This is a genomic window from Pseudorhodobacter aquimaris (genome assembly GCF_001202025.1).
GTDB lineage: Bacteria > Pseudomonadota > Alphaproteobacteria > Rhodobacterales > Rhodobacteraceae > Pseudorhodobacter > Pseudorhodobacter aquimaris.
In genome coordinates, this window is the sequence record NZ_LGHS01000053.1 from 1 (window position 1) to 12,543 (window position 12,543).

General features: G+C 59.0%; 16 protein-coding genes and 1 pseudogene. 9 read left to right on the plus strand and 8 right to left on the minus strand.

Going from position 1 to position 12,543, the window contains the following annotated elements:
• The first annotated feature begins 22 nt into the window (after positions 1–22).
• A complete protein-coding gene (locus AKU94_RS20655) occupies positions 23–175 on the plus strand; it encodes a helix-turn-helix domain-containing protein (RefSeq protein ID WP_083445031.1) in 153 nt (50 codons plus the stop codon).
• A 74-nt stretch (positions 176–249) separates the two neighbouring features.
• Here AKU94_RS20655 and AKU94_RS09950 read toward each other — a convergent pair whose 3' ends face one another.
• From AKU94_RS09950 to AKU94_RS09960, 3 genes are all read right to left on the minus strand, one after another.
• Positions 250–1,134, minus strand: coding sequence for an ArdC family protein (locus AKU94_RS09950; protein WP_050527146.1), 885 nt, complete (start codon positions 1,132–1,134; stop codon positions 250–252).
• A gap of 428 nt (positions 1,135–1,562) precedes the next feature.
• Positions 1,563–2,330, minus strand: coding sequence for an ImmA/IrrE family metallo-endopeptidase (locus AKU94_RS09955; RefSeq protein ID WP_050527147.1), 768 nt, complete (start codon positions 2,328–2,330; stop codon positions 1,563–1,565).
• 10 nt (positions 2,331–2,340) lie between these two features.
• A complete protein-coding gene (locus tag AKU94_RS09960) occupies positions 2,341–2,664 on the minus strand; it encodes a helix-turn-helix domain-containing protein (RefSeq protein ID WP_037931678.1) in 324 nt (107 codons plus the stop codon).
• 107 nt (positions 2,665–2,771) lie between these two features.
• On the opposite strand from AKU94_RS09960, the gene AKU94_RS09965 reads away from it, so the two are divergent.
• Positions 2,772–3,035: a DUF3892 domain-containing protein gene (locus tag AKU94_RS09965; protein ID WP_050527149.1), complete on the plus strand. Its 264-nt coding sequence runs from the start codon at positions 2,772–2,774 to the stop codon at positions 3,033–3,035.
• 102 nt (positions 3,036–3,137) lie between these two features.
• Positions 3,138–3,425, plus strand: coding sequence for a DUF3892 domain-containing protein (locus tag AKU94_RS09970; RefSeq protein ID WP_050527150.1), 288 nt, complete (start codon positions 3,138–3,140; stop codon positions 3,423–3,425).
• Positions 3,426–3,491: 66 nt separating this feature from the next.
• Here AKU94_RS09970 and AKU94_RS09975 read toward each other — a convergent pair whose 3' ends face one another.
• Positions 3,492–3,773, minus strand: a complete 282-nt coding sequence (locus AKU94_RS09975) for a hypothetical protein (RefSeq protein ID WP_050527151.1) — start codon at positions 3,771–3,773, stop codon at positions 3,492–3,494.
• A 35-nt stretch (positions 3,774–3,808) separates the two neighbouring features.
• On the minus strand, positions 3,809–5,155 hold the full coding sequence (mobQ, locus tag AKU94_RS09980) for a MobQ family relaxase (RefSeq protein WP_050527152.1): 1,347 nt from the start codon (positions 5,153–5,155) through the stop codon (positions 3,809–3,811).
• Between the two features lie 664 nt (positions 5,156–5,819).
• Between mobQ and AKU94_RS09985 the strand changes: the two genes are divergently transcribed.
• The 4 genes from AKU94_RS09985 to AKU94_RS10000 all read left to right on the plus strand — a co-directional run bounded on the left by AKU94_RS09985 (position 5,820) and on the right by AKU94_RS10000 (position 9,690).
• Positions 5,820–6,107, plus strand: coding sequence for a hypothetical protein (locus AKU94_RS09985; protein WP_050527172.1), 288 nt, complete (start codon positions 5,820–5,822; stop codon positions 6,105–6,107).
• An 11-nt stretch (positions 6,108–6,118) separates the two neighbouring features.
• The gene (locus AKU94_RS09990; RefSeq protein ID WP_232295740.1) at positions 6,119–7,780 is read left to right on the plus strand and encodes a type IV secretory system conjugative DNA transfer family protein; all 1,662 of its coding nucleotides are present in this window, start codon (positions 6,119–6,121) and stop codon (positions 7,778–7,780) included.
• A gap of 18 nt (positions 7,781–7,798) precedes the next feature.
• Complete coding sequence (locus tag AKU94_RS09995; protein ID WP_050527154.1) at positions 7,799–8,347, plus strand: hypothetical protein; 549 nt, start codon at positions 7,799–7,801, stop codon at positions 8,345–8,347.
• 299 nt (positions 8,348–8,646) lie between these two features.
• The gene (locus tag AKU94_RS10000; RefSeq protein ID WP_050527155.1) at positions 8,647–9,690 is read left to right on the plus strand and encodes a replication initiator protein A; all 1,044 of its coding nucleotides are present in this window, start codon (positions 8,647–8,649) and stop codon (positions 9,688–9,690) included.
• A gap of 2 nt (positions 9,691–9,692) precedes the next feature.
• Here the strand turns inward: AKU94_RS10000 and AKU94_RS10005 are convergent, their stop codons facing one another.
• Positions 9,693–9,986: a hypothetical protein gene (locus AKU94_RS10005; RefSeq protein ID WP_050527156.1), complete on the minus strand. Its 294-nt coding sequence runs from the start codon at positions 9,984–9,986 to the stop codon at positions 9,693–9,695.
• Positions 9,986–10,648 carry a ParA family protein gene (locus tag AKU94_RS10010; RefSeq protein WP_050527157.1) on the minus strand — a complete coding sequence of 221 codons (663 nt, stop codon included), beginning with the start codon at positions 10,646–10,648 and terminating at the stop codon, positions 9,986–9,988. Before AKU94_RS10010 ends, AKU94_RS10005 begins: the two co-directional genes overlap by 1 nt.
• Positions 10,649–10,841: 193 nt before the next feature.
• Between AKU94_RS10010 and AKU94_RS10015 the strand changes: the two genes are divergently transcribed.
• Positions 10,842–11,093 (plus strand): CopG family ribbon-helix-helix protein, encoded by a 252-nt coding sequence (locus AKU94_RS10015; protein WP_232295741.1) that lies wholly within the window; start codon positions 10,842–10,844, stop codon positions 11,091–11,093.
• A complete protein-coding gene (locus tag AKU94_RS10020; protein ID WP_050527158.1) occupies positions 11,090–11,398 on the plus strand; it encodes a type II toxin-antitoxin system RelE/ParE family toxin in 309 nt (102 codons plus the stop codon). The genes AKU94_RS10015 and AKU94_RS10020 overlap by 4 nt, the downstream gene beginning before the upstream one ends.
• 270 nt (positions 11,399–11,668) lie before the next feature.
• Here the strand turns inward: AKU94_RS10020 and AKU94_RS10025 are convergent.
• A pseudogene (locus AKU94_RS10025) lies at positions 11,669–12,496 on the minus strand (Tn3 family transposase); the annotation flags it as partial.
• Positions 12,497–12,543 lie beyond the last annotated feature (47 nt).

Consider the following 12,543-nt stretch of genomic DNA (forward strand, 5'->3'; position numbering starts at 1 on the left):
GGGGAAAAAACTAGGTCGTCAGATTGGGCACCGCCCAAAGTCGGACAAACTAGCACCCAGGGTCGTCCAAGCCGTCGCTGAAGGCCGAAGCTATCGTTGGATCGCTCGTGACCTCGGTATCAGCAAAAACACTGTCCTCGATATCGTGAAACGAAGCCGCCCAGAAACCTTATGATACGATCCTGCCCCTATCCTCAATCGACCCCCCGCCTGCTGACGGGGGCCTCAATTGTTCGGCGGCGCGGGCTGTTACTCGGCGGCCATCCGGTCTGCCTGCGCGGTGCGGGCCATAATGTAATCCACGGCCTTCTGCGCCTCGGACGCGGCGCGGAAAATCGCGCGGCTGTCTTCCTTCATCGCCTCAAGCCATCCTTCGACATAGGCTGCGCTCTGGTCGAATTCCGGCTCCACCCCGATCTGCGCGCAAAGCATGCAGTTGCCAATTTCCGCGACCAGCTCCTCGAACGCGTAGGCCTTGCGGTCGTTGAACCGGCCCAAGCGGTCCAGCCGCTTTGTCGCGCCTGTCCAGTGGGTCAGCTCATGCGCCAAGGTGCCGTAATACCCTGCGGCCCTGTGAAACGTCACGATCGGCGGCATGTGAATGCGGTCGGTCTTGATGTTGTAATAAGCGCGCGGCTCCTCGGTGCTGTCGATCTGCGCGCCTGTCGCGGCAAAGAACGCCTCCAGCTCGGGGTCGGCCTCGGTGCCAAGATCACTGGGCGGATCGGGCAGGATGTAGAATTCAGCGGGTAGGCCCTCGATCTGGTCGGCGTTGAACACCCGGTAGGCCTTGGCATAGGGGATCTGGCGTTCCTCGCCGTTTTCGTCCTCGCGCTCGACGGTGCCGTATTTCACGACCGTGGCGGATTTCTCGCCCTTGCGGACATGGCCCCCAAGCTGCTTGGCCTGATTGAACGTCATCCAGCGGGCTGAGCTGTAGTCCTTGACCATCGCTGTCGCCCAAAGCATCAGGATATTGATGCCTCGATAGGCTTCGCCGTTGAACCGTTCCGGCAAGCTGACCGATACCCCGCCACCGGTCCACGGCTTACGCCATGGCGGTGTTCCCGCCTCGATCTGCGCGATGATCTGATTGGTGACATGGGAATAAACGTCAAACTTCTCTGCGGTCATTTGTGACCCTCCTTTGAGTAACGCGGGCCGGGTCTCTTCCCCTTTCCGCCAATGGGCGGGCCTTCCTTCTCTGTTGTCTGGAATGCCCATGCATTCCGGACGGCAGAGCAGGTAAGGGCAAAGCCCGTCCTGCGGCCTGGCGGGGCCGTGACAACCGGGTGGAGGGCGTGAATTTGGGAGGGAACCGCGCGCCTGCGCGTGGGAGGAACCGGAATTCTCGACCGGAACCGACGCCAAGGGCGGCGCTTGCCGGTTTTCTCGGACTTGCCGGGATGGCAGGCGGATCAACAGTTTTTGAAAACTGTCAGGGTTGGGGTGAGCGGGCGTCAGCCCGTCGATCCCCTGCCCTGACTATCGCTCAAAGCGAGACCGGCGCACGCCGGGATCACATATTTTCTATGGCTTATTTATCAGTGGTATTCGTCAATTTATCCAACAAACTCAATGCAGGTGTACTGATATCCCCGCCCGGAATAATCAAAATATTGGCTCTCCTTCGCGCTTCGAAACTCATTCCAAGCGAATCCAGAATCCTGCGGCAATGCGCAGGTTTCACTATTGAGGTGGGCTGTAAGAGCGTGGGACGCCTTGGGTAGTTCATCTCCAAAGCAAAACGCTGTCATATACGGAGCTGATTTACTTTTGCTGCCCCAGACGACCATTCCATCGCGCGACACGATAAATGCAACCGGCTTGCTGGACAGCCCAACAAATCGCAAAGCACTCGCCTGGAGTGAGCACTCGAAACGGTTTCCTATCTCGCACAGGGAATCTGTATTCCAGCCAATCCCGCTAAACTCATCTCGGAGAAGGTTGGCAGGCATAAGTAGCCACGACGCAAACACGTTGGCCTCGGTTTCTATCTTATCCCTGAAATCGTTCAGGGTATCATCGCTGTCTTCGAAACGATCCCGCAAACCCCGATGGCACATGAAGTGTCCCAGCTCATGGGCATATGTGAACCTTTGACGCCGCTTGTTCTCGATTTCCGAGTTCAACAAAATCGTCCACTTGTCGGTGTTCTTTGTTTTAACAAGACACCCCTCGAAGGAATCGTAGCTGCCTATCTTGGTTTTCAGTTCGCCGCCAAAATCGCTGTTTTGAAGTGCGCCATCAATGAGCTTTGAAATATCCAGTGGGTAAGTGTTCGGGCCGTGGTCCTGCCAGAGCCTTGTAAGGCGGTTGGCCTCCTTCATCGGAGGGCGGCTAATCGTCGTCGTCAAAACCTGAAACTATCCTCTCAATCGTGCGCTTGTCATTCTCAGACAGTTTATGGAATTTTCTGAAAAAGGCATCCTCGATTTGTCGGTCAGAAGGCTCGTCTTGCGTATCGTCCAGGAAGAACTCTGGCGAGGCCCCAAAATGATTTGCGATCTTTAGCAGCAACTCAGCGGACGGCTTGGCATTCTTCTTGTTTTCGAGCTGCCAGACATACGCCTTTGATGACCCTAGGACCGTCGCCAGCTCCTCCTGCGTCATGTTCTTGGAAGTCCGGATTTTTCTGAGCTTTTCGCCAAATTTTTCTGACATGCAAAATTCTCTCCGTTCGCGGGTTGACAGAAGTATAGCGATCACTATATCTGATCGCAAGTGTAGTATTCGCTATACTTATGTAAACCAATACGGAGCACGAAAAGATGGCTGACAGAAAAGTTACCGCGTCGGGAAAAGACAAGGACGGCGACATCACCAAGCTTTGCAAATCAGGCGAGGCATGGTCCCCACGGCTGAAGGCTGACGCGATCCGCGATATCGAAAACGGCACGCATACCTACTACGTCCAACAGGCTGGCACGTCTCGTGTCGACATCACCGTGGTGAACGGAGCGACTGGCAAATACCTTCGCTCGACCGCCGATAAATCGTCGAGCAACAACTTGGACAATCTCCCTGATTGCTAAGCCTATGACCCTACAACATCAGGGCTCGCAGATAGCATCTGCCTCTGCGGGTCCGTTTCAACCTGGCATCCTTGAATGTCATAAAAAGAAGGATATTACCTCATGCCACAGGATCATCAGATCACCTGTATTATCCCAGACGGCGCGGACTCTGACCGGCGTATTGACAGCATCGGCGGAGCCACTGGTTCCAAGAGTGGTGGTCCTTGGTGCATTAAGCTCGATGTTGCCATCAAAGGTATCGAAGACGGCACTTGGCGCTTCTGGACCAGCGTCAATGGCAACTCGGTCTGGGTCATCATCGCTACGCGGAATGGAAAGAAATACCTGAAAACCGAAGCGGATGGTGCCGAACCGAATAACCTCCTTAGTCTGCCACGCTGTAACTAGCCCTCGATCCAGTCCAAGAGGGGCGGTCGCGGCGTCACCGCCTCGGTATGTATCAGTGGACCGAGATCACAGAGTCAGAGGCTGCGCGTCCGGCTTATGATCGAACAGGATCACACGCCCGTCGCTGCTGCTCGGACTGTTGACCAGCACGAACGGCACATCCGCACCTTGTTTCTCATAGATGCAGCGGTATTTCATCTTGCCATCGAGCGGATCGCGCACTTGGTCGTAGCGATAGCTGTACTTGATTCCTTGATCGATCCAAGCCTCGACGCCTGCGGGCGTCACCAAGGACATGGGCTGCCCATCCAGCAGCAACGTTTTGCCCACGTTGAATACTTCATCCATCTTTCGGTCTCCTCTGTTTGTCCTGTCAGATCAAGTCACAGGCTGTGACCTTCGCCACGATCCCTGTCCCGCGTGTTTTCATTCTCGTTGTCATCGCGCTCCTGCTCGCGGTCGTTGTCCGGTTCCAGCCGCTCGCGCGGCTTGTTCAAAACGTCCTTCAGCCGCTCGTTGACAGACGGCTTGCGCTCCTCGCGCTCGATGTCCTCGGAACGGTCCTGCCTTTGACGCTGGGCCGGGGTCCGTGACGGTCTCGCGGCATCCGCGCCGAGGTCATTTTCGCTGAACCCGTCCAGCTTGTGAACCGCCGCCTGGCCGTCGCGCCCGGCGTCCTTCTCCATGATCTCCTTCAGCCGCTCGCGCGCGTAATTGCGACCTTCCGGCTTTGGCGTGTCGTCCTGGTCCCGTGACCGGCCCACGACCTGCGACAACCGCTCGCGGATATCGTCCGACGTGCGCCCGTCGCGATCTTTCGCGGCTGCGGCCCTGAGCGCCGCCAGACCGGCAGAAACGCGGCCCTGCCCTGCCTCGCGCTCGATGCCGTAGGTCTCCCGCGCGATATCCAGCCGCTCACGCATTTCGCGGAATGCGGCGCGGGCCTGGCGGGCGGCATGGACGACAGCCCCGCGCTCAGTGACCGGGACGTATTCCCGGCCCTGACGCTCGGCCATCAACTTCGCCCGCCGCTCCATGGAATTGGCCGCTGGCCCCAGCTTCAGCTCGGGGTCGCGGTCCAGCTCCTCGGCCGTCAGCTTGTCGCCACGATCCAGCGCCGTCTCGCGCTGCTTCTCAAGTGACCGGTGATCGACACGCTCCATTTCGCCGACACGCTCCAGCGCGCGGTTCTGCAACTCGGCCCAGAGGCCACGCATCTGCTCGATCTCGACACCGCCGGTCTTGGCGGAATCGAGCACGCGGGTTTTGGTGGTGAAGCCCCCGGCTTCCAGCTTGCGGGTGGAAGTCAGAACATGGGCATGATGGTTGCGCTGATCGCCTTCGCGGTGCGGCGCATGGATCGCCACATCGACGGCTACGCCGTAGCGGCTGACCAGCTCCTGGGCGAAGTCGCGGGTGATCTGCGAGCGGTCCTCTGCGCTGATCTCGGACGGCAGGGCCAGTTCCCATTCGCGAGCGGTGACGGAGTTGCGGCGGGTCTCGCTGGCCTCGACCTCGTTCCAGAGGCGGGACCGGTCCGTGGCCCAGTCCGGCGCATCCTTGGGGGTCAGGATGAAGGTCTCCTCGATGCCCTGCTTGCGGGTGTAATCGTGGACGCGGCCTTCGCGCTGGCACTCGATGCGCTCCCCGACACGGTAGGCTGCCGCCGCCGTGGCAGAGCGCCCGGCGCTGCGTTTGATCGTCTTCACGGAGAGGTGGTAGCTGGCCATGCGCCCTCCCCTCGCCCGTGATACAGATGACGACAAAGCGCGCCGCTGCTGACCCCGGCCCATGCCCGAACATGGACCACCGGGTCAGCCGTCTTTTCCCCGATGTACTGCGCCCCGCCCCGGCGCGGTGCGATAGGAAAAGACAGCCCGCTCGAAGCGAGCCAACGGCTCTCCGAGGCGCGGGCTTGCCAGTGATCTGCCCCCAGATCCCCAGCCTCATGGAGGGCGGGATATGGGGGCAGATCACTGGCGGTTTGTCGGGGGCAAACCCGGTTCGTGGCGGCACCGTCAGGTCTGCCGGGGTGCGCGCTCGCACCGACACGAACCTCCCGCAAGGGAGACGCCAGCGGCAGACCGGCCCCCATCGTGGGGCATCGGGCGAGACGCTGGCGCGACCTTGCGGGGCGCGATCCAACCGCCGAGGTTGGGCTGGGATGGTTTGGAAGGGGCGGCGCGCCCTTCCATGTCGCGGCGGCACGCAGCGAAGGGGATGGCCATCGGCCGGGGCTTTGCCCCAGAGAGATCGCACGCAAAGCTCGTAACCGCAGGTGAAGAGTTTGCATAAGTGCGCCCTTGTCCTTTACAGGCCTACAGGTAAGCGCTATCGGTTGATCTGGCAAGAACAACTTCAACCACAAGAATGTTTGGTGGCGAGGGTAGAGATTTGGCAGAAACAGAACTTGAGCGCGCCGAGAAACGATATGTCCAGGCCAAGGCCCGGCTTCAGGCGCTGAAGAACCGGGAAAGCACCAGACAGCGCAAACTCGACACGCGGCGCAAGGTGATCCTGGGCGGTGCGCTCATGGACCTGGCGGAACGGGATTCCGGGGCTGCCGCGATGCTCGACCGGCTGATCCGCAACCTGCCCCGTGAACATGATCGCAAGGCTTTCGCGGACTGGAGGACGCCCGCCCCTGCCCCGTCCGGCTCTGATCCGGAAACGCCGTCCTGATGCGGAGCGTGATGCTCGTCCTCGGAGGGCTGTTCCGGTTCTTCGGTCGTTTGATCTTCACGCCCATCCTGTTGGGCTGGATGATCGGCGCTGTCCTGTTCGGCGCGATGATCGGAGCGCTCGTGGCCACGCCCTTCGTCTTCGCCTTCTTCGACCAGCCACCCGGCGAAAGCGCATGGCAGTGGCTGGTCTTCGGGCCGTTCATTTTTGTTGGTGGCGTCTTCGGATTCCAGTATTGGCGCATGGCCTCTGGCGCGGACGCCTTCTTCGGGCTGACCGGCGACAGCCACGGCTCCGCCCGCTTCGCCAACCGCAAGGAGCTGAAGAAACTCCAGCGGGAAGACGGCCTTCTGATAGGGCGCAACCCGCACACCGGACGGCTGCTGCGCTATGACGGTCCGGCCCATCTGATCACCCTCGCCCCGACACGGGCCGGGAAAGGCGTCGGCACCGTCATCCCGAACTTGCTGGCGGCTGAACGCTCGGTCCTGGTCATCGACCCCAAGGGTGAGAATGCCCGGATCGCCGGGGAAGCCCGGCGGCGGTTCGGAACGGTCCACGTCCTCGATCCGTTTGAGGTCTCCGGGATGCCCTCTGCCGCCTACAATCCGCTCGACCTGCTGACACCGGACAGCCTTGATCTGGGCGAGGATGCGGCCTCCCTGACAGAGGCGCTGGTCACGGACCCGCCGGGACAGGTTTCGGAAGCGCATTGGAACGAGGAGGCCAAGGCCATCCTCGGCGGCCTGATCATGTTCTGCGTCTGCCACGAGGACCGCAACCGCCGGACGCTTGCCACCGTCCGGGAATATCTCACCCTGCCCCCGGAAAAGCTGCGCGCGCTGCTGGAGCTGATGCAGGACAGCGATGCGGCGGGCGGGCTGATCGCCCGCGCCGCCAACCGCTTCCTCGGCAAGGCGGATCGCGAAGCCGCCTCGGTGCTGTCGAACGCACAGCGACATACCCATTTCCTCGACAGCCCGCGCATTGCCAAAGTCCTGTCGCGGTCGGATTTCCACTTCTCCGATCTGCGCCACCGGATCACTTCGGTGTTTCTGGTGCTGCCCCCAAACCGGATGGACGCCTACAGCCGCTGGCTGCGCCTTCTGGTGTCTCAGGCCCTTCAGGACATCGCTCGGGACGCTGAGGCGTCCGTGAGGCCCCTGAGTAGCCCTGCAGGCGCTCAGGGAGGTACGCAGCGCCTCAGGACGCCCACGCTGTTCCTCCTGGATGAGTTTGCGGCCCTGGGCCGTCTGGAGGCCGTGGAGCGCGCCATGGGGCTGATGGCGGGCTATGGCCTCCAGCTTTGGCCAATCCTGCAGGACATGAGCCAGCTCAAGGACCTCTACGGCGAACGCGCGGGCACCTTCATTGCCAATGCCGGGGTGCAGCAGGTCTTCGGGGTGAATGACTTCGAGACAGCCAAGTGGCTGAGTCAGATGATCGGCCAGGAAACCGCTGGATTCCAGACTGACAGCTTCAAGCCCGGTGACGGTCCCAGCTTCAGCAACAACCTCACGGGCCGCGATCTGCTCACTCCAGATGAAATCATGCAGCTCCGCCCGGAAAACCAGCTCCTGCGGGTGCAGGGGCAAGCAACCGCCGTGGCGCAAAAGCTGCGCTACTACACCGATCCCGAGTTCAAGGGGCTGTTCGTCCCGCAGGACCAGTAATCCGAAGGACGCCTCCCGATGCAAGACCAACCCAACCTCCCTGCCCTCTCCGACGATGATCTGCGCGAAACGCTCGATCTCATGGCAACGGCTGTCGCCAGCATGTCCGACAGGATCGACGATCTGACCGCCGTGGCGGACAAGCAGATCAAGGTTGCCACGGAAGCGCGGATCGCTGCCTTCGCCGCACGGGACCAGACCAATCCAAAAAAATACGGGGATCTTCTTGGCCAGACACTCGACAGCCACCTGGGCGCAACCGCTGACGCGATGACCGAGATTGTCAGACGCCTTGGCGTCCAGACGGACAAGACCATCGGGGCCTTGGCCAAATCGGAAGATGATAGGTCCAAAGCCTATCGAGAGGTGTTCGAGCGGGAACAGAAAGCGGATCGTCTCAAAAGCCGCCTGCCCTGGTTCGGTCTGGGTGCATTGGTTGTGGCTCTGGTGCTTACCGTGACACTTCCTCGTTTCTTGGCCAGCAACGCGACCACATGCGCTGTCCTCGGGGCATCCTGGACCACGACAACCACGGGTGTCGATGCGTGCGTGTTCTATCAGAGGTGATGGGTGAAGCGCTTCAGATGGATAGTTACCCATGACTTGGAACTAGAGTTATCCACAGGCCTTTAGTGTTAAATATGTGTTAGACTCTGTGTTAAGCAAAAAAAATCGCGCACAAGCATTTGATAAGAAAGACGTATTTCGACACTTCCGTGTGTGAAAGTACGAAAGATTGTGTGTGAAAGTACGAAGGAACGTGGGTAAAAGTACGAAAGCCCTCCTCCTGTGTGTGAAAGTACGAATTATCGTGACTTCTCTCTAATCCAGCCCTACTGTGTGTGAAAGTACGAAAGGATTTCGCTTTGACTGACGAGAGCGCGATCAACCGATCCCCCCTCCTGCCCGACAGGTATCCGCAAGGCGATTTCTTCGTCTGCGATATTTTTGATGCTGTTCCCAAGGCTGATATCGCCTCGATGGAGCATCCGATATTTTCGCTCTCGACCAAGCCGGATACGCGCGTCCGGGAGTATGAGCACAATGGCATCAAGATCGCGATCAAACCCTCGGTAGATGGGCTCGCGACGGTCCATGACAGGGATATTCTGATCTACTGCATCAGTCAGCTCATGACAGCCATCAACGAAGGTAAGGAAGTGTCGCAAGCGGTTCGCTTCCGGGCTTTCGACATGCTCGTGGCAACCAACCGGAATACGGCTGGTTCGGGGTATGCTCAGCTCAAAGCGGCTTTGGAGCGGCTGGCTGGCACACGGATCAGCACCAACATTGTGACAGGCGGTCAGGAAATGTTCCGGACATTTGGACTGATCGAAAGTGCCGAGGTTGTCCGGGAAACTCGTGACGGGCGGATGCAGGAAGTCGAGGTCAAGTTGTCGGATTGGGTGTTCAATGCGATCCGGTCCAAAGAAGTTCTGACTCTTCATCGCGATTATTTCCGTCTTCGCAAACCTCTCGAACGCCGCATTTATGAGATTGCCCGCAAGCATTGTGGTGCACAAAAGGAATGGCGGATCGGTCTGTCACTTCTTCAGAAAAAGTGTGGATCAAACTCCACGCTCCGCGAGTTCCGGCGTCTGGTCATGAACATCATCCGTGAAGACCAGTCGCACGACCATATGCCCGATTATTCCATCGAAATGGATGAGCAGGAGGACATGATCCTGTTCACAAACCGACAGAACGTCAAAGTGGTGCTGCCCCAAGCCGTGGCTCCGCAACTTGATCCGGATGTTTATGAAACCGCACGCATGCTCGCGCCCGGTCATGATGTTCACTACCTTGAACGGGAATGGCGGCAGTGGCTGCCCGAAACACCGCGCAATCCTGAAGCAGCTTTTCTGGGCTTCTGCCGTAAGTGGATGCAGAACAGAAAAAATACCGGATAATTTTAAATACCGGATTTGTTTTTGTACAGCTTCCAGGCCTCTTCGATGATGACCCCTTGCTGAACGCCCCTGCGCCTTGCCTCGTTGGCAATTTCTTCTGAAATTCCGGGCATAACCTTCGCATGCACTTGGCCGGTGCGGGGGCTTGGCTTCCGTCCGCGCTTCTTCTGAGGCTCACGCGCAACAAAGCCAAGCTCTTCACCTGCCCTGTCGGTTTTCTCAACAGCCTGCGCGCTTCTGTCTTTTTCGCGTGTCTTCAGACGGCCAAGGTCGATGTTAAACGGCTTGTCGGTCATTATCCCATTTCCCCGGCCAGGCGCTGATAGACCGCCTGCGCAAACTGCGCGGCATTTTCAATAGCGCCTTCCATGTTGCCTTGCGCTGGCATGGTATGCAGGTCGCCTCCGAACTCAAAGAGCGCAGAGAAGGATGCGCGCTCCATCAGCGGGGGATTGATCAGATCTACACCTTGTTCCGCCAGAGACCCTGCGATGCCAGTATGCTGCTTGGACTTGATGGCCTTTGTCATGGTGAAGACAACGGCATACGGAATCTTCCTGTCCAGCGCCTCTTCCTCTTCCGAGATGAGTTGCAGGGCGCGGACACCGATTGTTGCGTCCAGAGTGGTGGCGCGCATGGGCGTGATGACGAGATCAGCCTGCGAAATTGCACGGGAAACAAGGCGGGACGCCACGCCTTCCAAGTCAACAATCACGATCTGGCCGTCAGTATCGTGTCGCTTGATCGTTTTCACGATGTCAGATTCGCTGACGCTCGACAGAACACTGATCCGGTCGGGCAGCGGCCCCCGGTCTGCCCACAGAGTCAGAGACTGGTTGGGGTCGCAGTCCAGCATGACAACATTTGCGCCCGCATGAGCAAGCTCTGTTCCCAAGAGGACTGCCGTGGTGGACTTCCCGGCACCACCCTTGGGAGACGCTATGACGACTGTGGGCATGGCCCCTCCTTATAATTATCTGGTATTTGAACTAACCGGATAAACTAAAAAACCCGATTAATCAATAGATGCTTGGTCAGTCAAGGAGCGGCAGGGGAAGGCTGGCCTGCCTCGGCATTGTTCACAGCTTGGATTCCACACCAGACGATGCTATGATTACAGATGATTACAGATGATTACATTGGAGCACACTATGCCGCAGCGCGCAGCATCCGAACCGATCACCATCCGCACGGCCAAGGTGGCCGAGATCGACGCCTTGGCGGGCGCGATGGACCGTTCCCGCAACTACATCGTCAATCAGGCGATTGAGCAGTATCTTGAAGCCAACACCTGGCAGATGGAACGGATCAGAGACGGCATCGCCGCCACCCGCGAAGGCAAGGTCGCGCCTGCGGGCGAGGTCTTTGCCGGGATCGCAGCAAAGCACGGCTGGTCACGTTGAAGCAGCTGGTCATTGCTGAACCTGCGGCCCGCGATCTTGAAGGGATCGTGGATTACATCGCTCTGGATAACCCCGTTGCGGCTGAGAGAGTGTACTGGGGAATCGTGAGTGCGGCAGAGAAGCTGCCTGAGTTTCCGGCCTTGGGTCGCCCCGGACGCCACCCTGAGACGCGGGAGCTCAGCATTGCAGATTTTCCCTACCTGGTTGTCTACGAGGTTGGCCCCAAAGCTGTAACTATCCTAGCGGTATTTCACACCTCCCGCGATCTCGCAAAAGCGCTGAATGAGAGAATGCAGGCCAGCTAATGGCGCTTATGTGTACGGAGCAGGGGTTCCTTGCAGCATGGCAGTGCTCAGTAGGGACTGGCGGCGAGTAGGCTACCCAAGTAACCGTCGCAACCTGTAAAATATCCCGCAACCCCCTGCATGACGTTGGCCAGCGTTGGCAGATGCAGGTCGGAATAGGCAACTGGCACGGGGTTCCCTTGTCGATCCACCGGGTAACGATATGAATATGGCCCCATCGGAAGGTTTGTGCGTAGGATTACTCTAAGGGAGAACTTTCATAGAACTTAATCACGTTCCCCAGTCTCTTGCTGGTCTGATGTTCAGCGGTCGCGCAATTTTGCGGTCAGCGGCGCCAGAATGCCAATCGAAGTCGCCGGATAGTATGACGTGCTCCCACCCGAGGGGCGAGGTGTGCGGAAGCAGCTTGGCGTCGTAGAGCGGGCTGGCCTGCTCGAGGTGGCTGGCCGCTTTGTCCATGTAGATCGTGTTCCATAACGTGATGGCGGCGATGACGAGGTTGAGCGCCATGGCCCGTTTCTGTTGGGCCGCGTCAGAGCGATCATGAATGCGCCCTTGTGAATAAGCAAATACGGCCTTGGCCAGCGAGTGACGCGCTTCACCCTTGTTGAGACCTGCGTGGCTTTCCATGCGTAGGTCGGCGTTCTCGATCCAGTCGAGCATGAAGAGCGTGCGTTCGATCCGACCGATTTCACCCAGAGCGAGGTATAGCCGGTTTTGCTGGCGGTACGCCCCAAGCTTGCGCAGGATTTCAGACGGTTTGATGGATTTGTCACGTATGCTGGCCGCGAGCCGCATGATGTCGCCCCAATGCTGCCGGATCACCTCTTCGTTGATCGGTTTGCCCATGATAGGCGATAAAGTGGGCCACGCTTTCGCGCTCCCGAAGCAGGTCAACCTCCGGTCCGGAAAGTCGCGCAGACGTGGCGCGAAGGTCATCCCCAACAGATGGAACAGGGCAAAGACGTGGTCCGACACGCCGCCGGTATCTGTGTAGTGAACGAGGGGATCGAAGCTGGCCGGATTGTTCAGGAGGCCATCGAGCACGAAAGGGGCTTCGCCTGCGGTTGCCCCGATGACGCTCGAATGGAACTCTCCCATACAGGTTTTTACCCTGTCATCGAGTGTTGACAACAGGGGAGCGT